The sequence below is a fragment of the Pseudomonas sp. GW821-FHT02B10 genome, from assembly GCF_059421865.1.
In genome coordinates, this window is record NZ_JBWKVU010000019.1 from 1 (window position 1) to 21,095 (window position 21,095).

A 21,095-nucleotide genomic window follows, 5' to 3' on the forward strand; every position below is an offset into this window, starting at 1 on the left:
AGTAGGTCATCGTCAAGATTAAATTCCGAAACCCCAATTGCGAAAGCAGTTGGGGTTTTGTTTTTGCGCGCGGAAAACCCTTTCAAATTGCAGCTGCTAGCTGCTTGATTGTGCCTGGTCACGCTTTCTATGCAACAGCCTTAGGCATGGCTATCATGCCTGCCTCATTGTGAGGCGAGATCTGCATGCTGACATTGTTGGAGCTTCTGAAGGATGGGCGGTTTCACTCGGGCCAGGCCCTTGGTGCTGCCTTGGGCGTTAGTCGCAGTGCCGTATGGAAGCAGTTGCAGCAGTTGGAGGCTGAGCTGGGGCTCTCTATCCATAAAGTTCGCGGTCGCGGTTATCAGTTGGCGGCTCCGCTGACGCTTCTGAATCCGGCTGATATTTACGAGCAATCAAAGGATTGCCCTTGGGCTGTGCTGGTTTTCGATTCTATTGACTCTACAAACGCCGAAGCTCTGAGGGTTGTCGAGCGTGGCGTGCCTGCGCCGTTCCTGGTGCTCGCTGAGCGTCAGACGGCGGGGCGTGGTCGGAGAGGGCGAAAATGGGCTAGCCCTTTTGCAGAAAATGTTTATTACAGCCTCGTACTGCGTATCGATGGTGGAATGCGTCAGCTTGAAGGGCTCAGCTTGGTAGTCGGGCTGGCGGTCATGCAAACCTTGCGCGAGTTTGGAATTGCTGGTGCGGGCCTGAAGTGGCCAAACGATGTTTTAGTTGGACGCAAAAAAATCGCCGGAATCCTGTTGGAGTTGGTTGGGGATCCTGCTGATGTTTGTCATGTAGTTCTGGGTGTAGGTATCAACGTCAGCATGCAGAAAACCGACGAGATTGATCAGCAGTGGACGTCTGTACGGCTTGAGTCCGGCAAGCAGGTTGATCGCAACCAGTTGGTTGCTCGGTTGAGCATGATGCTGAAGGCTTACCTGGAGCGCCACCAGGCCCAGGGCTTTTCCTCTATTCAAGAGGAGTGGGAGCAGAATCATTTGTGGCAAGGTAGTGCGGTGTCTCTGATTGCTGGGATCAATAAAATAGACGGTGTTGTTATGGGCATCGATCAGCAGGGCGCATTGCGATTGAGGGTGGATGGGGTTGAGAAGGTCTACAGCGGTGGTGAGCTCAGCTTGAGGTTACGCAATGATTCTTGAGCTTGATTGCGGAAACAGCTTCATTAAATGGCGCGTTCTGGATAATGCTGCGCTTGGGGTATTTGCTGAGGGTGTGGTTGATTCCGATGATGCTTTGGTCGGGCATCTGCGTACGCTAAACGGCTTGGTTTTGACCCGCTGCCGCTTGGTCAGCGTGCGCACGGCCGAGGAGACGAGCAAGCTTACTTCCATGTTGGTTCAGGCTTTTGGCGTGGCGGTGATCTGTGCTGCGCCTGCGAAAGAAATGGCCGGCGTACGAAATGGTTATGAGGAGTTTGAGCGACTTGGCCTGGATCGCTGGCTTGCCATGCTGGGAGGCTTTCGCCTTGCGGCTGGTGCCTGCCTGGTACTCGATTTCGGGACGGCGGTTACTGCGGATTTCATTTCTGCGGATGGCGAGCACCTGGGGGGGTTTATCTGCCCAGGGATGCCATTGATGCGTAATCAGCTGAGAACTCACACTCGTCGAATTCGGTACGATGATTTGTCTGCCGAGCGCGCGCTGGTGAACCTTTTACCGGGTCGTACGACGGTTGAGGCGGTAGAGCGCGGCTGCTCATTGATGTTGAGGGGGTTCGTTCTAACTCAGTTGGAGTTGGCGCGTGGTTACTGGGGGGATGATTTCGTAGTATTTCTCACTGGTGGTGATGCTGATCTGGTTTCTGGGGTTGTCCCGCAAGGGCGAGTGGTTCCGGATCTGGTTTTTGTCGGATTGGCTATGGCATGCCCATTGTCCTGAGGTTTTTATGCGCTGGTTGTTCCTGCTGCTTCTGGTTCTCAATGTGTTCTATTACGTCTGGCATCAGCAGGAAGTGCCTTTACGTGCTAAGGAGGTAACACCTCTGACGCTTTATAAAGGGGCCCAGCAGGATATCCGCTTGTTGAGTGAGTCGTCTGACGCTCTCTCTAGGCGTGATAAGGGTGGGGCTCAAGCCGATTGCCTCTATATAGGTGGTTTTGCTCGTCGTGATCAGGCTCAAATGCTCGAGCAGCGTCTGTCGGCATTGGGGGTGGAGGTCCGGTTGAAGTCCTTGGGGTTGCCTGATGCTTCTGGTTACTGGTTGCGGGTGGCTCCTGAAAGCAAGCATTTGCTGGATGATTCGCTGCTGCAGAATCTTGCTAAAGAATTCAATGAGTTAAAACATAAAATAATGTCATGCGAAGGCATTGCAACTGCCGAATAGTTTGCATAGAATGGCGCCCGCTCCGCAGTGAAGACCTCTAGAGGTAGACGCAGCGAAGCGAGGTCAACGCAGCTAACCTCAGGTTTTTAATGAGAAAATGCTTGACAGAAGGGTGGCATGATGTAGAATGCTGCCTCGCTTAGGAGGGGTTCCCGAGCGGCCAAAGGGATCAGACTGTAAATCTGACGTCTACGACTTCGAAGGTTCGAATCCTTCCCCCTCCACCAGATTTAGCGTGAGCTGCAGGCTCCGCGGGTATAGTTTAGTGGTAGAACCTCAGCCTTCCAAGCTGATGATGCGGGTTCGATTCCCGCTACCCGCTCCAAGTTTGCAGGTTGTGCAAAGTGTTTCGCTCTTGTAGCTCAGTTGGTAGAGCACACCCTTGGTAAGGGTGAGGTCAGCGGTTCAAATCCGCTCAAGAGCTCCATATAACAAGGCAGATATGAAAATATCTGCCTTTGTTTTAATGGCTTGTGTGACTTGCTCAATTCTTCTCCTAGGGGTGATTTCGATGGCTAAGGAAAAGTTCGAACGTAATAAGCCGCACGTCAACGTTGGTACCATTGGTCACGTTGACCACGGTAAAACCACTCTGACTGCTGCTCTGACTCGTGTCTGCTCCGAGGTTTTCGGTTCGGCTCGCGTTGACTTCGACAAGATCGACAGCGCCCCAGAAGAAAAGGCTCGTGGTATCACCATCAACACTGCGCACGTAGAGTACGACTCGAACATTCGTCACTACGCGCACGTTGACTGCCCGGGTCACGCCGACTACGTCAAAAACATGATCACTGGTGCTGCCCAGATGGACGGCGCGATCCTGGTTTGCTCGGCTGCCGATGGTCCGATGCCACAAACTCGCGAGCACATCCTGCTGTCCCGTCAGGTAGGCGTTCCGTACATCGTTGTCTTCCTGAACAAGGCTGACATGGTGGACGACGCTGAGCTGCTGGAACTGGTTGAGATGGAAGTGCGCGACCTGCTGAGCACTTACGACTTCCCGGGTGATGACACTCCAATCATCATCGGTTCGGCTCTGATGGCTCTGAACGGCCAGGACGACAACGAAATGGGCACTACCGCTGTTAAGAAGCTGGTAGAAACTCTGGATACCTACATCCCAGAGCCAGAGCGTGCTATCGACAAGCCGTTCCTGATGCCAATCGAAGACGTGTTCTCGATCTCCGGCCGCGGTACCGTGGTAACTGGTCGTGTTGAGCGTGGTATCGTTCGCATCCAGGAAGAAGTTGAGATCGTTGGTCTGCGCGATACTCAAAAAACCACCTGCACCGGTGTTGAGATGTTCCGCAAGCTGCTGGACGAAGGTCGTGCTGGTGAGAACTGCGGCGTTCTGCTGCGTGGCACCAAGCGTGACGACGTTGAGCGTGGCCAGGTTCTGGTTAAGCCAGGTACCGTTAAGCCGCACACCAAGTTCACTGCTGAAGTGTACGTTCTGAGCAAAGAAGAAGGCGGCCGTCATACTCCGTTCTTCAAAGGCTACCGTCCACAGTTCTACTTCCGTACTACTGACGTGACTGGTAACTGCGAGCTGCCAGAAGGCGTTGAAATGGTAATGCCAGGTGACAACATCCAGATGACTGTCACTTTGATCAAAACCATCGCGATGGAAGATGGTCTGCGTTTCGCTATCCGTGAAGGCGGTCGTACCGTCGGCGCTGGCGTCGTAGCCAAAGTCATCGAGTAAGTTCTTGATATATCTCCATCGGGCCGGCATAATGGTCGGCCTGATTTTGTTTTTAGGTCAGTAGCTCAATTGGCAGAGCGACGGTCTCCAAAACCGTAGGTTGGGGGTTCGATTCCCTCCTGACCTGCCAGATTCACTCGGTGTGTCTGGCTTTCTTTTCACAGGATCTTCATAGATGACTCCTAAAGCTGAAGCTCAAGGCTCTCGCTTCGATCTGCTCAAGTGGCTTGTAGTAGTTGCTTTGGTGGTCGTTGGCGTTGTCGGTAATCAGTATTACTCCGCTTCGCCGATCCTGTACCGCGTACTCGCTTTGCTTGCTATCGCTGCTGTGGCTGCCTTTGTGGGTCTGCAGACTGCCAAGGGCAAGTCTTTCTTTGTACTGGTTAAGGAAGCTCGCACCGAGATTCGTAAAGTCGTATGGCCAACTCGCCAAGAAACCACGCAGACCACGTTGATCGTAGTGGCTGTTGTTCTGGTTATGGCGTTGCTGTTGTGGGGGCTTGATTCCCTGCTCGGCTGGCTCGTTTCCTTGATTGTTGGCTAAGGGTGTCCCGTGGCTAAGCGTTGGTACGTTGTGCATGCTTACTCGGGTTACGAGAAGCATGTAATGCGTTCGTTGATCGAGCGCGTAAAGCTGGCTGGCATGGAAGATGGCTTTGGTGAAATTCTGGTTCCCACTGAAGAAGTGGTTGAGATGCGTAATGGCCAGAAACGCAAAAGCGAGCGCAAGTTCTTCCCTGGTTATGTGCTGGTTCAGATGGATATGAATGAGGGTACTTGGCACTTGGTCAAGGATACTCCTCGGGTGATGGGTTTTATCGGCGGTACTGCCGACAAGCCTGCGCCAATCACGGACAAAGAAGCGGAAGCCATTCTGCGTCGTGTTGCTGATGGTAGTGACAAGCCTAAGCCTAAGACTCTGTTCGAGCCGGGTGAGGTTGTTCGTGTTACCGATGGTCCGTTCGCTGACTTTAACGGCACCGTCGAAGAAGTTAACTACGAAAAGAGCCGGATCCAAGTGGCTGTGCTCATTTTCGGTCGCTCTACTCCGGTAGAACTAGAGTTCAGCCAGGTCGAAAAGGCATAGCTGAACGAGAATCCCATACCCCGCAGCCCAAGGCTGTGGGGTTTTGTCGTCACTGGGATAAACGCGCAAGTAACCGGGGAGCCTTTCCAGGCGTTTGAACCCGTAATTGGAGTGCCTCATGGCTAAGAAGATTACTGCTTACATCAAGCTGCAAGTGAAGGCCGCACAGGCCAACCCAAGTCCACCCGTCGGTCCAGCACTGGGTCAGCACGGCGTGAACATCATGGAATTCTGCAAGGCCTTCAACGCCCGTACCCAGGGTCTTGAGCCAGGTCTGCCGACTCCTGTGATCATCACTGTTTACAGTGACCGCAGCTTCACTTTCGAAACTAAGAGCACCCCTGCTTCGGTTCTGCTGAAGAAAGCTGCTGGCCTGACCAGCGGTTCCGCTCGTCCGAACACCGTTAAGGTTGGCACCGTTACCCGTGCTCAGCTGGAAGAAATCGCGAAAACCAAAAACGCGGATCTGACTGCAGCTGATATGGATGCAGCCGTGCGTACTATCGCCGGTTCTGCTCGTAGCATGGGCCTTAACGTGGAGGGTGTGTAATGGCTAAGCTGACCAAGCGCCAAAAGGCTATCGCCGGCAAGATTGAAGCGGGCAAGGCCTACAGCTTCGTAGACGCGGCTGCTCTCCTGACCGAGCTGTCGACCGTCAAGTTCAGCGAGTCTGTTGATGTCGCTGTAAACTTGGGCGTTGACCCACGTAAGTCCGACCAGGTTGTTCGCAGCGCTACCGTGCTGCCTCACGGCACTGGCAAGACGGTGCGTGTAGCTGTGTTCACCCAAGGTCCAGCCGCTGAAGCTGCCCTGGCTGCCGGCGCTGATCGCGTAGGCATGGACGACCTGGCTGCCGAAATGAAAGGCGGCGACCTGAACTATGACGTAGTTATTGCTTCCCCGGATGCAATGCGCGTTGTAGGTCAGCTGGGCCAGATCCTCGGTCCACGTGGTCTGATGCCTAACCCCAAGGTTGGTACCGTAACTCCAGACGTAGCTGGCGCTGTTAAAAACGCCAAGGCTGGTCAGGTTCGTTATCGCACCGACAAAAACGGCATTATCCATACCTCCGTTGGCAAGGTCGGCTTCGACGCCGTCAAGCTGAAGGAAAACGTTGAAGCCCTGATCGCTGACCTGAAGCGTATCAAGCCAGCTTCCTCGAAAGGTATCTACGTCAAGCGCGTTACCCTGAGCACCACCATGGGCCCAGGTCTGGTCATCGACCAAGGCTCGCTGGACGTATAAGACACAGGTTGGCGCAAGAGATTGCGCCAATTGAAAGATTGGGGTCCCTGCCTGGCGGGGGCTATCCAAGACCGTAGGCGACGCAAGTCTTAAACCACAAGCCTACGCAGATGGTGCTCCCGGTTCCTTACCGAATCAGACACCAAAACGACATCCGACCTCGGTTGGATGAAACGGTAACAAGCAGGAGTTAAACCCGTGGCAATTAAACTCGAAGACAAGAAGGCCATCGTCGCTGAAGTCAACGAGGCTGCCAAAGGCGCTCTGTCCGCTGTCGTGGCTGATGCCCGTGGTGTGACAGTAGGCGCTATGACCGGACTCCGTAAAGAGGCCCGCGAAGCTGGCGTGTATGTACGTGTCGTACGTAACACCCTGCTCAAGCGCGCTGTTGAAGGCACTCAATATGACGTGCTCAACGACGCGTTCGTCGGCCCTACCCTGATTGCATTCTCCAAGGAACATCCGGGCGCTGCTGCTCGTATTTTCAAAGAGTTCGCAAAGGGTCAGGAAAAGTTCGAGATCAAGGCAGCTGCGTTCGAGGGCAAGTACCTCGCAGCAAACGAGATCGACGTGTTGGCTTCGCTGCCAACTCGCGACGAAGCTATTGCGAAGCTGATGAGCGTGATCCAAGGCGCTACCAGCAAGCTGGCTCGTACTCTGGCGGCCATTCGCGACCAGAAAGAAGCTGCTGCTGCCTAAGGCACTGCAAGCCCTTTCAAAATCATATGTTTAATTTGATGGCTGCGTAGGCTGTCACCCCAATACAGGAATTTATAGTCATGTCTCTGACTAACGAGCAAATCATCGAAGCAATCGGCCAGAAAACCGTTCTGGAAGTTGTTGAGCTGATCAAAGCAATGGAAGAAACCTTCGGCGTTACCGCTGCTGTTGCCGCTGCTGGTCCAGCTGCTGCTGCCGCTGTTGTTGAAGAGCAAACTGAATTCAACGTCATGCTGACTGAAGCTGGCGAGAAGAAAGTTAACGTGATCAAGGCTGTACGTGAACTGACCGGTCTGGGCCTGAAAGAAGCCAAGGCTGTAGTTGACGGTGCTCCTGCCATGGTTCTGGAAGGCGTTGCTAAAGAAGCCGCTGACAAAGCCAAAGCAGCTCTGGAAGAAGCAGGCGCTAAAGTCGAGCTGAAGTAAGCATCGACTTTGTGTCTCCAGCCCAAGCGTTAAGCTGAGGCTGATGGCTGGTGGCTCTTGCCACCGGCCTTTTTCCGTTATTGGCAGCCGACTGGGTCGGTGCCTTTAACGTGCTGTAACCACCCTGTGCGGTGGCGCAAACCAAAGGGTTTGCACGATTTTCTGGCTGCTCCCGTCGGGAGGGGCCAAATAAGCAGGTGACCAAGCTGGGGAACGCTGATGGCTTACTCATATACTGAGAAAAAACGTATCCGCAAGGACTTTAGCAAGTTGCCGGACGTCATGGATGTGCCGTACCTCCTGGCCATCCAGCTGGATTCGTATCGTGAATTCTTGCAAGCGGGAGCGACTAAAGATCAGTTCCGCGACGTGGGCCTGCATGCGGCCTTCAAATCCGTTTTCCCGATCATCAGCTACTCCGGCAATGCTGCGTTGGAGTATGTCGGTTATCGCCTGGGCGAACCGGCATTTGATGTCAAAGAATGCGTGCTGCGCGGTGTAACTTACGCCGTACCTTTGCGGGTAAAAGTTCGTCTGATCATTTTCGACAAAGAATCGTCGAACAAAGCGATCAAGGACATCAAAGAGCAAGAAGTCTACATGGGTGAAATCCCCCTGATGACTGAGAACGGTACCTTCGTAATCAACGGTACCGAGCGTGTAATCGTTTCCCAGCTGCACCGTTCCCCTGGCGTATTCTTCGACCACGACCGTGGCAAGACGCACAGCTCCGGTAAGCTGCTGTACTCCGCACGTATCATTCCTTACCGCGGTTCCTGGTTGGACTTCGAGTTCGACCCGAAAGACTGCGTGTTCGTGCGTATCGACCGTCGTCGCAAGCTGCCTGCATCGGTACTGCTGCGTGCGCTGGGCTACACCACTGAAGAAGTGCTGGACGCTTTCTACACCACCAACGTATTCCATGTGCGCGGCGAAAGCCTGAGCCTGGAGCTGGTGCCTCAGCGCCTGCGCGGTGAAATTGCAGTCCTCGATATTCAGGATGACAAAGGCAAGGTTATTGTCGAGCAGGGTCGTCGTATTACCGCTCGTCACATCAACCAGCTGGAAAAAGCCGGGATCAAAGAGCTGGAAGTGCCTCTGGACTACGTCCTGGGTCGTACTACCGCCAAGGTCATCGTGCATCCGGCCACCGGCGAAATCCTGGCAGAGTGCAACACCGAGCTGAACACCGAGATCCTGGCGAAGATCGCCAAGGCTCAGGTCGTGCGTATCGAAACGTTGTACACCAACGATATCGATTGCGGACCGTTCGTTTCCGACACTCTGAAGATCGACTCCACCACCAACCAGCTGGAAGCGTTGGTCGAGATCTATCGCATGATGCGTCCTGGCGAGCCTCCAACCAAGGATGCGGCTGAGACCCTGTTCAACAACCTGTTCTTCAGCCCTGAGCGCTATGACCTGTCTGCGGTCGGCCGGATGAAGTTCAACCGTCGTATCGGTCGTACCGAGATCGAAGGTTCGGGCGTGTTGTGCAAGGAAGACATCGTTGCTGTTCTGAAGACTCTGGTCGACATCCGTAACGGCAAAGGCATCGTCGATGACATCGACCACCTGGGTAACCGTCGTGTTCGCTGCGTAGGCGAAATGGCCGAGAACCAGTTCCGCGTTGGCCTGGTACGTGTTGAGCGTGCGGTCAAAGAGCGTCTGTCGATGGCTGAAAGCGAAGGCCTGATGCCGCAAGACCTGATCAATGCCAAGCCTGTGGCTGCGGCGGTGAAAGAGTTCTTCGGTTCCAGCCAGCTGTCCCAGTTCATGGACCAGAACAACCCGCTGTCTGAGATCACCCACAAGCGTCGTGTCTCCGCACTCGGCCCGGGCGGTCTGACCCGTGAGCGCGCAGGCTTCGAAGTTCGTGACGTACACCCGACTCACTATGGTCGTGTATGCCCGATTGAAACGCCGGAAGGTCCGAACATCGGTCTGATCAACTCCTTGGCTGCCTATGCTCGCACCAACCAGTACGGCTTCCTCGAGAGCCCGTACCGCGTGGTGAAAGAAGGTCTGGTGACCGACGAGATCGTGTTCCTGTCCGCTATCGAAGAGGCCGATCACGTGATCGCCCAGGCTTCGGCGACCATGAACGACAAAGGTCAGCTGATCGATGAGCTGGTAGCTGTTCGTCACTTGAACGAATTCACCGTCAAGGCGCCAGAAGACGTCACCTTGATGGACGTTTCGCCGAAGCAGGTAGTTTCGGTTGCAGCGTCGCTGATTCCGTTCCTCGAGCACGACGACGCCAACCGTGCGTTGATGGGTTCGAACATGCAGCGTCAGGCTGTACCAACCCTGCGTGCCGACAAGCCGCTGGTAGGTACCGGCATGGAGCGTAACGTTGCCCGTGACTCCGGCGTTTGCGTCGTGGCTCGTCGTGGCGGCGTGATCGACTCGGTTGACGCCAGCCGTATCGTGGTTCGTGTTGCGGATGACGAAGTTGAACCAGGCGAAGCCGGTGTCGACATCTACAACCTGACCAAATACACCCGCTCCAACCAGAACACCTGCATCAACCAGCGTCCGCTGGTGAGCAAGGGCGATCGGGTTCAGCGTAGCGACATCATGGCCGACGGTCCGTCCACCGACATGGGTGAGCTGGCTCTGGGTCAGAACATGCGCATCGCGTTCATGGCATGGAACGGCTTCAACTTCGAAGACTCCATCTGCCTGTCCGAGCGTGTGGTTCAGGAAGACCGCTTCACCACGATCCACATCCAGGAACTGACCTGTGTGGCCCGTGACACCAAGCTTGGCCCAGAGGAAATCACTGCAGACATCCCGAACGTGGGCGAGGCTGCACTGAACAAGCTGGACGAAGCCGGTATCGTTTATGTGGGTGCTGAAGTTGGCGCAGGCGACATCCTGGTCGGTAAGGTCACTCCGAAAGGCGAGACCCAGTTGACTCCGGAAGAGAAACTGCTGCGTGCAATCTTCGGTGAAAAAGCCAGCGACGTTAAAGACACTTCCCTGCGTGTACCTACCGGTACCAAGGGTACTGTCATCGACGTACAGGTCTTCACTCGCGACGGCGTGGAGCGTGACGCTCGTGCCTTGTCGATCGAGAAGAGCCAGCTCGACGAGATCCGTAAGGATCTGAACGAAGAGTTCCGTATCGTTGAAGGCGCCACTTTCGAACGTCTGCGTTCCGCTCTGGTCGGCCACAAAGCCGAAGGCGGCGCCGGTCTGAAGAAAGGTCAGGAAATCACCGACGAAGTACTCGACGGTCTTGAGCATGGTCAGTGGTTCAAGCTGCGTATGGCTGAAGATGCTCTGAACGAGCAGCTCGAGAAGGCTCAGGCCTACATCGTTGATCGCCGCCGTCTGCTGGACGACAAGTTCGAAGACAAGAAGCGCAAACTGCAGCAGGGCGATGACCTGGCTCCAGGCGTGCTGAAAATCGTCAAGGTTTACCTGGCAATCCGCCGCCGCATCCAGCCGGGCGACAAGATGGCCGGTCGTCACGGTAACAAGGGTGTGGTCTCCGTGATCATGCCGGTTGAAGACATGCCGCACGATGCCAATGGCACCCCGGTCGACGTTGTCCTCAACCCGTTGGGCGTACCTTCGCGTATGAACGTTGGTCAGATTCTCGAAACCCACCTGGGCCTCGCGGCCAAAGGTCTGGGCGAGAAGATCAACCGCATGGTCGAAGAGCAGCGCAAGGTTGCGGAACTGCGTAAGTTCCTGGACGAGATCTACAACCAGATCGGCGGTCGTAACGAAGATCTGGATAGCTTCTCCGATCAGGAAATCCTGGATCTGGCGAAGAACCTGCGCGGCGGCGTGCCGATGGCCACTCCGGTGTTCGACGGTGCCAAGGAAAGCGAAATCAAGGCCATGCTGAAACTGGCGGACCTGCCAGAAAGCGGCCAGATGCAGCTGACCGACGGCCGTACCGGCAACAAGTTCGAGCGCCCGGTTACTGTTGGCTACATGTACATGCTGAAGCTGAACCACTTGGTAGACGACAAGATGCACGCTCGTTCTACCGGTTCGTACAGCCTGGTTACCCAGCAGCCGCTGGGTGGTAAGGCGCAGTTCGGTGGTCAGCGTTTCGGGGAGATGGAGGTCTGGGCACTGGAAGCATACGGTGCTGCATACACTCTGCAAGAAATGCTCACAGTGAAGTCGGACGATGTGAACGGTCGGACCAAGATGTACAAAAACATCGTGGACGGCGATCACCGTATGGAGCCGGGCATGCCCGAGTCCTTCAACGTGTTGATCAAAGAAATTCGTTCCCTCGGCATCGATATCGATCTGGAAACCGAATAACACGTGACGCGAATCGAGAGCGGGGCAGGATTGCCCGCTCTCTGCTCCGCCAGGAGGAAAGGCCTTGAAAGACCTACTGAATTTGCTGAAAAACCAGGGTCAAGTCGAAGAGTTCGACGCCATCCGTATCGGATTGGCCTCGCCTGAGATGATCCGTTCGTGGTCGTTCGGTGAAGTTAAAAAGCCGGAAACCATCAACTACCGTACGTTCAAGCCTGAGCGTGACGGCCTGTTCTGCGCCAAGATCTTTGGCCCGGTAAAGGATTACGAGTGCCTGTGCGGTAAGTACAAGCGCTTGAAGCATCGTGGCGTGATCTGCGAGAAGTGCGGCGTTGAAGTTGCACTGGCCAAGGTTCGTCGTGAGCGCATGGCGCACATCGAACTGGCTTCGCCGGTTGCCCACATCTGGTTCCTGAAATCGCTGCCGTCCCGTATCGGCCTGCTGATGGACATGACCCTGCGTGATATCGAGCGTGTTCTCTACTTCGAGAGCTACGTCGTTATCGATCCGGGCATGACCACCCTGGAAAAAGGTCAGCTGCTGAACGACGAGCAGTATTTCGAAGCGCTGGAAGAGTTCGGTGACGACTTCGACGCCCGCATGGGTGCCGAGGCTGTCCGCGAGCTGCTGCACGCTATCGACCTGGAGCACGAGATTGGCCGTCTGCGCGAAGAGATTCCGCAAACCAACTCGGAAACCAAGATCAAGAAGCTGTCCAAGCGTCTGAAGTTGATGGAAGCCTTCCAGGGTTCCGGCAACCTGCCAGAGTGGATGGTGCTGACCGTTCTGCCGGTTCTGCCGCCAGATCTGCGTCCACTGGTCCCGCTGGATGGCGGTCGTTTCGCGACTTCCGACCTCAACGATCTGTATCGTCGAGTGATCAACCGTAACAACCGTTTGAAGCGTCTGCTGGATCTGTCCGCTCCGGACATCATCGTGCGCAACGAAAAGCGTATGCTGCAGGAAGCCGTCGACGCACTGCTCGACAACGGTCGTCGTGGCCGCGCTATCACCGGTTCCAACAAGCGTCCTCTGAAATCCCTGGCCGACATGATCAAGGGTAAGCAAGGTCGTTTCCGTCAGAACTTGCTCGGTAAGCGTGTTGACTACTCCGGTCGTTCGGTAATTACCGTAGGTCCGACCCTGCGTCTGCACCAGTGCGGTCTGCCTAAGAAAATGGCTCTCGAGCTGTTCAAACCGTTCATTTTCGGCAAGTTGGAAATGCGTGGCCTGGCCACCACCATCAAAGCCGCGAAGAAAATGGTCGAGCGCGAGCTGCCAGAGGTCTGGGACGTTCTCGCCGAAGTGATTCGCGAACACCCAGTGCTCCTCAACCGTGCACCGACCCTTCACCGTCTGGGTATCCAGGCGTTTGAGCCAGTACTGATCGAAGGTAAGGCTATCCAGCTGCACCCTCTGGTCTGTGCTGCGTACAACGCCGACTTCGACGGCGACCAAATGGCCGTGCACGTACCGCTGACACTGGAAGCCCAGCTGGAAGCGCGTGCGTTGATGATGTCGACCAACAACATCCTGTCGCCAGCCAACGGTGAGCCAATCATCGTTCCGTCGCAGGACGTTGTATTGGGTCTGTACTACATGACTCGTGAAGCGATCAACGCCAAGGGTGAAGGTCGTGTGTTCGCGGACCTGCAGGAAGTTGACCGTGTATTCCGTGCCGGCGAAGCCGCACTGCATGCCAAGGTCAAGGTGCGGATCACCGAAACCGTCAATGACCGTGATGGCGGCAGCGTGACCAACACTCGTATCGTCGATACCACTGTCGGCCGTGCGCTGTTGTTCCAGGTTGTGCCAAAAGGGCTGTCGTACGACGTCGTCAACCTGCCGATGAAGAAAAAGGCGATCTCCAAGCTGATCAACCAGTGCTACCGCGTGGTTGGTCTGAAAGAGACTGTGATCTTCGCTGACCAGTTGATGTACACCGGTTTTGCCTACTCGACCATTTCCGGCGTTTCCATCGGTGTTAACGACTTCGTTATCCCGGATGAAAAAGCCCGCATCATCGGTGCTGCCACCGACGAAGTGAAAGAGATCGAGAGCCAGTACGCCTCCGGCCTGGTAACCCAGGGCGAGAAGTACAACAAAGTGATCGACCTTTGGTCGAAAGCGAACGACGAAGTCTCCAAGGCGATGATGGCCAACCTCTCGAAAGAGAAAGTCATCGACCGTCACGGCGACGAAGTCGAGCAAGAATCCTTCAACTCGATGTACATGATGGCCGACTCGGGTGCGCGGGGTTCCGCAGCACAGATTCGTCAGCTGGCCGGTATGCGTGGTCTGATGGCCAAGCCGGACGGTTCCATCATCGAAACGCCGATTACTGCGAACTTCCGTGAAGGTCTGAGCGTACTCCAGTACTTCATCTCGACTCACGGTGCTCGTAAAGGTCTGGCGGATACCGCGTTGAAAACTGCGAACTCCGGTTACCTGACTCGTCGTCTGGTAGACGTGGCGCAGGATCTGGTTGTAACCGAGATCGACTGTGGCACCGAACATGGCCTGGTAATGACTCCGCACATTGAAGGCGGCGACGTTGTAGAGCCGTTGGGTGAGCGCGTGTTGGGTCGTGTTATTGCCCGTGACGTATTCAAGCCAGGTACCGAGGACGTCATCGTTCCTGCCGGCACTCTGGTCGACGAGAAGTGGGTCGAGTTCATCGAGCTGAACAGCATCGACGAAGTGATCGTGCGTTCGCCGATCAGTTGTGAAACCCGCTACGGCATTTGCGCCAAGTGCTACGGCCGCGACTTGGCTCGTGGTCACCAGGTGAACATCGGTGAAGCTGTCGGCGTTATCGCTGCTCAGTCCATCGGTGAGCCGGGTACCCAGCTGACGATGCGTACGTTCCACATCGGTGGTGCGGCAAGCCGGACCTCCGCGGCCGACAGCGTTCAGGTGAAGAACGGCGGTACCGTCCGTCTGCACAACCTGAAGCATGTTGAGCGAGTGGATGGTCACCTGGTTGCAGTGTCCCGTTCCGGCGAGCTGGCGATCGCTGACGACTTCGGTCGTGAGCGTGAGCGTTACAAGCTGCCGTACGGTGCTGTGATTTCGGTTAAAGAAGGTGACAAGGTCGACGCTGGCTCTATCGTGGCCAAGTGGGATCCGCACACTCACCCGATCGTTACCGAAATGAAAGGTACCGTGACCTACGTGGGCATGGAAGAAGGCATCACGATCAAGCGTCAGACTGACGAATTGACCGGTATGACCAACATTGAAGTACTTGACGCGAAAGATCGTCCAGCTGCCGGTAAAGACATTCGTCCTGCCGTGAAGATGGTCGACGACAACGGCAAGGATCTGTTGCTGCCAGGCACTGACGTAATTGCTCAGTACTTCCTGCCAGCCAACGCCCTGGTCGGTGTAGCGGACGGCGCGAAGATCGCGATCGGTGATGTTATCGCTCGTATCCCGCAAGAAACTTCGAAGACCCGTGACATCACCGGTGGTCTGCCGCGTGTTGCCGACCTGTTCGAAGCTCGTCGTCCGAAAGAGGCCTCGATCCTGGCTGAAGTCAGCGGCACCATCGCGTTCGGTAAAGAGACCAAGGGCAAGCGCCGTCTGGTCATTACCCCGAACGACGGTAGCGATCCGTACGAAGAGCTGATTCCGAAGTGGCGTCACCTGAACGTCTTCGAAGGCGAACAGGTAAACCGCGGCGAAGTTATCTCCGACGGTCCAAGCGATCCACACGACATCCTGCGTCTGCTGGGTGTGAGTGCGCTGGCCAAGTACATCGTGAACGAGATCCAGGACGTTTATCGTCTGCAGGGCGTGAAGATCAACGACAAGCACATTGAGACCATTCTGCGTCAGATGCTGCGTAAGGTTGAGATCGCTGAATCCGGCGATTCCAGCTTCATCAAGGGCGACCAGATGGAACTGACTCACGTACTGGTAGAGAACGAGCGTCTGAACACCGAAGACAAGTTTGTCGCCAAGTTCACCCGCGTTCTGCTGGGTATCACCAAGGCGTCGCTGTCGACCGAATCGTTCATCTCGGCGGCCTCTTTCCAAGAGACCACTCGCGTACTGACCGAAGCGGCGGTAACCGGCAAGCGCGATTACCTGCGCGGCCTGAAAGAAAACGTGGTCGTGGGTCGCCTGATCCCGGCTGGTACTGGCCTGGCCTATCACAGTGAGCGTAAGCGTCGCCGTGATGCAGACAAGCCTCTGCGCGTAAGCGCAAGTGAAGTTGAAGCTGCACTGACCGAAGCGCTGAACTCCAGCGGTAACTGAGGTCTGCAGTAGATTGAGATAGGGCCCTGGCTTTCCGCTCACGAATCAAGACGATTTTGTCAGGGTTCGTGATAGGGGAGGCCGGGGCCTTGCCTTGACTGGGGACAAGATCCTCTTTAGACTCTTGTACCCCTAAATTTGGTGGGGCTTGCGCCCTGCCATTTTGTTTATGTCGAAAGACAACAGTGGAGCTAGTAGATGGCAACTATCAACCAGCTGGTACGTCAGCCGCGTAAGCGTATCGTCGAGAAATCCGACGTGCCTGCGCTGCAGAACTGCCCGCAACGTCGTGGCGTGTGCACTCGCGTGTATACCACTACGCCGAAAAAACCTAACTCGGCACTGCGTAAAGTATGCCGTGTGCGCCTGACCAACGGTTTCGAGGTTTCCTCGTACATCGGTGGTGAAGGCCACAACCTGCAAGAGCACAGCGTGGTACTGATCCGCGGCGGTCGTGTAAAAGACTTGCCAGGTGTTCGTTACCACACCGTTCGCGGCTCCCTGGATACCTCCGGCGTTAAAGGTCGTAACCAAGGTCGTTCGAAGTACGGTACCAAGCGTCCGAAGTAATCGGTCGTTTTGCAGTTAATTATTTTATTGAGTCGATAAGAGTAAGGTCGGGCACGAGTCCTTTGGATCAACTGTCCCGAGCTAACCTGAAGACCGTTTGAGGGCTTATCATGCCAAGACGTCGCGTAGCAGCCAAACGTGAGATTCTGGACGATCCGAAATACGGAAGCCAGATCCTCGCCAAGTTCATGAACCACGTAATGGAAAGCGGCAAGAAAGCCGTTGCCGAGCGTATCGTTTATGGCGCGCTGGAAAAAGTTAAAGAACGCAAGAACAGCGATCCCCTGGAAATCTTCGAGAAAGCTCTCGACGCCATCGCTCCGCTGGTCGAAGTGAAGTCGCGCCGTGTTGGCGGTGCTACTTACCAGGTTCCGGTCGAAGTTCGTCCGTCCCGTCGTAACGCTCTGGCAATGCGCTGGTTGGTAGACTTCGCCCGTAAGCGCGGCGAGAAGTCTATGGCTCTGCGCTTGGCTGGCGAACTGCTGGATGCTGCCGAAGGCAAGGGTGCTGCAGTTAAGAAGCGTGAAGACGTACACCGTATGGCTGAAGCCAACAAGGCTTTCTCGCACTACCGCTTCTAATATCGGCATCATTCATTTTGCGAGGGCTTTATGGCTCGTACTACAGCAATCAACCGCTACCGTAACATCGGTATCTGTGCCCACGTTGACGCGGGCAAGACTACCACTACCGAGCGGATCCTGTTCTACACAGGTCTCAGCCACAAGATGGGTGAGGTGCATGACGGCGCTGCTACCACCGACTGGATGGTGCAGGAGCAGGAGCGTGGTATCACCATTACCTCTGCTGCTGTAACTACCTTCTGGAAAGGTTCGCGCGGCCAATACGATAACTATCGTGTAAACGTTATCGATACCCCGGGCCACGTAGACTTCACCATTGAAGTAGAGCGTTCGCTGCGCGTACTCGACGGCGCGGTCGTTGTGTTCTGCGGTACTTCCGGTGTTGAGCCTCAGTCCGAAACCGTATGGCGTCAAGCCAACAAATACGGCGTTCCACGTGTTGTTTACGTGAACAAGATGGACCGTGCCGGTGCCAACTTCCTGCGTGTTGTTGCTCAGATCAAAAACCGTCTGGGTCACACTCCGGTTCCAGTTCAGCTGGCTATCGGTGCAGAAGATAACTTCGAAGGTCAGATCGATCTGATCAAGATGAAGGCTATCTACTGGAACGACGACGACAAGGGTACTACCTATCGCGAGGAAGAAATTCCTGCCGATATGCTGGACCTGGCTAACGAGTGGCGCTCCAACATGGTTGAAGCTGCTGCCGAAGCCAACGAAGAGCTGATGAACAAGTACCTTGAAGAAGGTGAGCTGACTGTCGAAGAGATCAAGGCAGGCCTGCGCGCGCGCACCCTGGCCAGCGAGATCGTTCCGGCTGTCTGCGGTTCCTCGTTCAAGAACAAGGGCGTTCCGCTGGTTCTCGATGCTGTCATCGACTACCTGCCTGCTCCGACCGAGATCCCTGCAATCCAGGGTATCCATCCGGACAACATCGACGACGAAAACGCTCCGAAAATCGAGCGTCACGCCGACGACAGCGAACCGTTCTCGGCTCTGGCGTTCAAGATTGCTACTGACCCGTTCGTGGGCACCCTGACTTTCGTGCGCGTTTACTCGGGCATGCTGCAGTCTGGCGACTCCGTGATCAACTCGGTCAAGGGCAAGAAAGAGCGCGTTGGTCGTATGGTGCAGATGCACGCTAACCAGCGTGAAGAAATCAAGGAAGTGCTCGCGGGCGACATCGCTGCGCTGATCGGCATGAAGGACGTCACTACCGGTGACACCCTGTGTGATGCCGCTAGCCCGGTTATCCTCGAGCGTATGGACTTCCCTGAGCCGGTGATTTCGGTGGCCGTTGAGCCGAAAACCAAGCAAGACCAGGAGAAGATGGGTATTGCACTGGGCAAGCTGGCTCAGGAAGATCCGTCGTTCCGCGTCAAGACTGACGAAGAGACTGGTCAGACCATCATCTCGGGTATGGGTGAGCTTCACCTGGACATCCTCGTTGACCGCATGAAGCGCGAGTTCAACGTCGAAGCCAACATCGGTAAGCCGCAGGTTTCCTACCGCGAGAAGATCACCGTCGGCTGTGAAGTTGAAGGTAAGTTCGTTCGTCAATCCGGCGGTCGTGGCCAGTTCGGTCATTGCTGGATCCGTTTTGCTCCGGCAGACGTCGACGAAAAAGGCAATATCACTGAAGGTCTGGTGTTTGCCAACGAGGTCGTTGGTGGTGTGGTTCCGAAGGAATACATCCCGGCAATCCAGAAGGGTATCGAAGAGCAGATGAAGAACGGCGTTGTCGCCGGCTATCCGCTGATCGGCCTGAAGGCTACCGTGTTTGATGGTTCTTACCACGACGTCGACTCTAACGAGATGGCGTTTAAGGTAGCGGCCTCCATGGCGACCAAGCAGCTGCGTGAGAAGGGCAAGGGCGTAGTTCTTGAGCCGATCATGAAGGTTGAAGTAGTAACCCCTGAGGACTACATGGGTGACGTGATGGGTGACCTGAACCGTCGTCGTGGTCTGATCCAGGGTATGGAAGACTCGGTCTCTGGCAAGGTTATCCGTGCTGAAGTGCCGCTGGGTGAAATGTTCGGTTATGCGACCGACGTTCGTTCCATGTCCCAGGGTCGCGCGAGCTACTCCATGGAGTTCTCCAAGTACGCCGAAGCTCCGTCGAATATCGTCGAAGCACTCGTTAAAAAACAAGGCTAATCCAGCCCTTTAGGCAAGAGGTTCACTGTCGTGGCTAAAGAAAAATTTGAACGTAACAAACCGCACGTCAACGTTGGCACCATCGGTCACGTTGACCACGGTAAAACCACTCTGACCGCTGCACTGACTCGTGTTTGCTCCGAGGTTTTCGGTTCGGCTCGCGTTGACTTCGACAAGATCGACAGCGCCCCGGAAGAAAAGGCTCGTGGTATCACCATCAACACTGCGCACGTAGAGTACGACTCGAACATTCGTCACTACGCGCACGTTGACTGCCCAGGTCACGCCGACTACGTCAAAAACATGATCACTGGTGCTGCCCAGATGGACGGCGCGATCCTGGTTTGCTCGGCTGCTGATGGTCCGATGCCACAAACTCGCGAGCACATCCTGCTGTCCCGTCAGGTAGGCGTTCCGTACATCGTTGTCTTCCTGAACAAGGCTGACATGGTGGACGATGCTGAGCTGCTGGAACTGGTTGAGATGGAAGTGCGCGACCTGCTGAGCACTTACGACTTCCCAGGTGATGACACCCCAATCATCATCGGTTCGGCTCTGATGGCTCTGAACGGCCAAGATGACAACGAAATGGGCACTACCGCTGTTAAGAAGCTGGTAGAAACTCTGGATACCTACATTCCAGAGCCAGAGCGTGCTATCGACAAGCCGTTCCTGATGCCAATCGAAGACGTGTTCTCGATCTCCGGCCGCGGTACCGTGGTAACTGGTCGTGTTGAGCGTGGTATCGTTCGCATCCAGGAAGAAGTTGAGATCGTTGGTCTGCGCGACACTCAGAAAACCACCTGCACCGGTGTTGAGATGTTCCGCAAGCTGCTGGACGAAGGTCGTGCTGGTGAGAACTGCGGCGTTCTGCTGCGTGGCACCAAGCGTGACGACGTTGAGCGTGGCCAGGTTCTGGTTAAGCCAGGTACCGTTAAGCCGCACACCAAGTTCACTGCTGAAGTATACGTTCTGAGCAAAGAAGAAGGCGGCCGTCATACTCCGTTCTTCAAAGGCTACCGTCCACAGTTCTACTTCCGTACTACTGACGTGACTGGTAACTGCGAGCTGCCAGAAGGCGTTGAAATGGTAATGCCAGGTGACAACATCCAGATGACTGTCACTCTGATCAAAACCATTGCGATGGAAGATGGTCTGCGTTTCGCTATCCGTGAAGGCGGTCGTACCGTCGGCGCTGGCGTCGTAGCCAAAGTCATCGAGTAATCGACGACTCATGAAAAAGCCCCCGCTTGCGGGGGCTTTTTTATTGGGTTGACACTCTGTGGGGCCGTCTATAGAATTGCGCCTCCTTTTAACGGGCGTATTGCGCCCGGTGGGAATAGCAGCCTGGAGTCTGAAATCCAATGCAAAATCAGCAAATCCGTATCAGGTTGAAGGCTTTCGACCATCGCCTGATCGACCAATCCACCCAGGAAATCGTGGAAACCGCGAAACGTACTGGTGCTCAAGTGCGTGGTCCTATTCCACTGCCTACCCGTAAAGAGCGGTTCACCGTTCTGGTCTCCCCGCACGTCAACAAAGACGCGCGTGACCAGTACGAGATCCGTACTCATAAGCGCGTACTGGACATCGTCCAGCCAACGGATAAAACCGTTGATGCTCTTATGAAGCTTGATCTTGCGGCAGGTGTGGAAGTGCAGATCAGCCTCGGCTAAGACTCGGTCTTAGTCGTGTAACGCTCTGAAATGGGCGGCC

General features: G+C 55.4%; 17 protein-coding genes and 4 tRNA genes. All 21 read left to right on the forward strand.

Going from position 1 to position 21,095, the window contains the following annotated elements; all coding sequences use genetic code 11:
* Nucleotides 1-185 precede the first annotated feature (185 nt).
* The 21 genes from birA (at nt 186) to rpsJ (ending at nt 21,055) form a co-directional block, all read left to right on the forward strand.
* The gene (birA, locus tag AC07VU_RS28600; protein ID WP_274304821.1) at nt 186-1,145 is read left to right on the forward strand and encodes a bifunctional biotin--[acetyl-CoA-carboxylase] ligase/biotin operon repressor BirA; all 960 of its coding nucleotides are present in this window, start codon (nt 186-188) and stop codon (nt 1,143-1,145) included.
* On the forward strand, nt 1,135-1,884 hold the full coding sequence (locus tag AC07VU_RS28605; RefSeq protein ID WP_274304820.1) for a pantothenate kinase: 750 nt from the start codon (nt 1,135-1,137) through the stop codon (nt 1,882-1,884). The genes birA and AC07VU_RS28605 overlap by 11 nt, the downstream gene beginning before the upstream one ends.
* A gap of 7 nt (nt 1,885-1,891) precedes the next feature.
* Nucleotides 1,892-2,329 carry a hypothetical protein gene (locus tag AC07VU_RS28610; RefSeq protein ID WP_274304819.1) on the forward strand — a complete coding sequence of 146 codons (438 nt, stop codon included), beginning with the start codon at nt 1,892-1,894 and terminating at the stop codon, nt 2,327-2,329.
* 142 nt (nt 2,330-2,471) lie between these two features.
* Nucleotides 2,472-2,556: transfer RNA gene (locus AC07VU_RS28615), tRNA-Tyr, on the forward strand.
* Nucleotides 2,557-2,580: 24 nt separating this feature from the next.
* Nucleotides 2,581-2,654: transfer RNA gene (locus tag AC07VU_RS28620), tRNA-Gly, on the forward strand.
* 26 nt (nt 2,655-2,680) lie between these two features.
* Nucleotides 2,681-2,756 (forward strand) — tRNA-Thr (locus AC07VU_RS28625).
* An 84-nt stretch (nt 2,757-2,840) separates the two neighbouring features.
* Nucleotides 2,841-4,034 carry an elongation factor Tu gene (gene tuf, locus AC07VU_RS28630; RefSeq protein ID WP_007924207.1) on the forward strand — a complete coding sequence of 398 codons (1,194 nt, stop codon included), beginning with the start codon at nt 2,841-2,843 and terminating at the stop codon, nt 4,032-4,034.
* A 54-nt stretch (nt 4,035-4,088) separates the two neighbouring features.
* Nucleotides 4,089-4,164 (forward strand) — tRNA-Trp (locus tag AC07VU_RS28635).
* 45 nt (nt 4,165-4,209) lie between these two features.
* The gene (gene secE, locus AC07VU_RS28640) at nt 4,210-4,578 is read left to right on the forward strand and encodes a preprotein translocase subunit SecE (protein WP_009045851.1); all 369 of its coding nucleotides are present in this window, start codon (nt 4,210-4,212) and stop codon (nt 4,576-4,578) included.
* A gap of 9 nt (nt 4,579-4,587) precedes the next feature.
* Entirely contained in the window at nt 4,588-5,121 is a 534-nt protein-coding gene (gene nusG, locus AC07VU_RS28645) for a transcription termination/antitermination protein NusG (RefSeq protein WP_002555501.1), read from the forward strand.
* Nucleotides 5,122-5,239: 118 nt separating this feature from the next.
* Nucleotides 5,240-5,671, forward strand: coding sequence for a 50S ribosomal protein L11 (gene rplK / locus AC07VU_RS28650; RefSeq protein ID WP_003176435.1), 432 nt, complete (start codon nt 5,240-5,242; stop codon nt 5,669-5,671).
* Nucleotides 5,671-6,366, forward strand: a complete 696-nt coding sequence (gene rplA, locus AC07VU_RS28655) for a 50S ribosomal protein L1 (RefSeq protein ID WP_007925952.1) — start codon at nt 5,671-5,673, stop codon at nt 6,364-6,366. Before rplK ends, rplA begins: the two co-directional genes overlap by 1 nt.
* Nucleotides 6,367-6,564: 198 nt before the next feature.
* On the forward strand, nt 6,565-7,065 hold the full coding sequence (gene rplJ / locus AC07VU_RS28660; protein ID WP_007925954.1) for a 50S ribosomal protein L10: 501 nt from the start codon (nt 6,565-6,567) through the stop codon (nt 7,063-7,065).
* Between the two features lie 80 nt (nt 7,066-7,145).
* Nucleotides 7,146-7,511: a 50S ribosomal protein L7/L12 gene (gene rplL, locus AC07VU_RS28665; RefSeq protein WP_007925956.1), complete on the forward strand. Its 366-nt coding sequence runs from the start codon at nt 7,146-7,148 to the stop codon at nt 7,509-7,511.
* A 219-nt stretch (nt 7,512-7,730) separates the two neighbouring features.
* Nucleotides 7,731-11,804 (forward strand): DNA-directed RNA polymerase subunit beta, encoded by a 4,074-nt coding sequence (gene rpoB / locus AC07VU_RS28670; RefSeq protein WP_007925957.1) that lies wholly within the window; start codon nt 7,731-7,733, stop codon nt 11,802-11,804.
* Between the two features lie 64 nt (nt 11,805-11,868).
* Entirely contained in the window at nt 11,869-16,068 is a 4,200-nt protein-coding gene (gene rpoC / locus AC07VU_RS28675; RefSeq protein WP_007925958.1) for a DNA-directed RNA polymerase subunit beta', read from the forward strand.
* Between the two features lie 198 nt (nt 16,069-16,266).
* Nucleotides 16,267-16,638, forward strand: a complete 372-nt coding sequence (gene rpsL, locus AC07VU_RS28680; protein WP_003186084.1) for a 30S ribosomal protein S12 — start codon at nt 16,267-16,269, stop codon at nt 16,636-16,638.
* Nucleotides 16,639-16,748: 110 nt separating this feature from the next.
* Entirely contained in the window at nt 16,749-17,219 is a 471-nt protein-coding gene (gene rpsG, locus AC07VU_RS28685; protein ID WP_007925959.1) for a 30S ribosomal protein S7, read from the forward strand.
* A 30-nt stretch (nt 17,220-17,249) separates the two neighbouring features.
* A complete protein-coding gene (fusA, locus tag AC07VU_RS28690) occupies nt 17,250-19,379 on the forward strand; it encodes an elongation factor G (RefSeq protein ID WP_007925960.1) in 2,130 nt (709 codons plus the stop codon).
* Nucleotides 19,380-19,409: 30 nt separating this feature from the next.
* On the forward strand, nt 19,410-20,603 hold the full coding sequence (gene tuf / locus AC07VU_RS28695; protein ID WP_007924207.1) for an elongation factor Tu: 1,194 nt from the start codon (nt 19,410-19,412) through the stop codon (nt 20,601-20,603).
* A 140-nt stretch (nt 20,604-20,743) separates the two neighbouring features.
* Nucleotides 20,744-21,055, forward strand: a complete 312-nt coding sequence (gene rpsJ, locus AC07VU_RS28700) for a 30S ribosomal protein S10 (RefSeq protein WP_003186070.1) — start codon at nt 20,744-20,746, stop codon at nt 21,053-21,055.
* Nucleotides 21,056-21,095 lie beyond the last annotated feature (40 nt).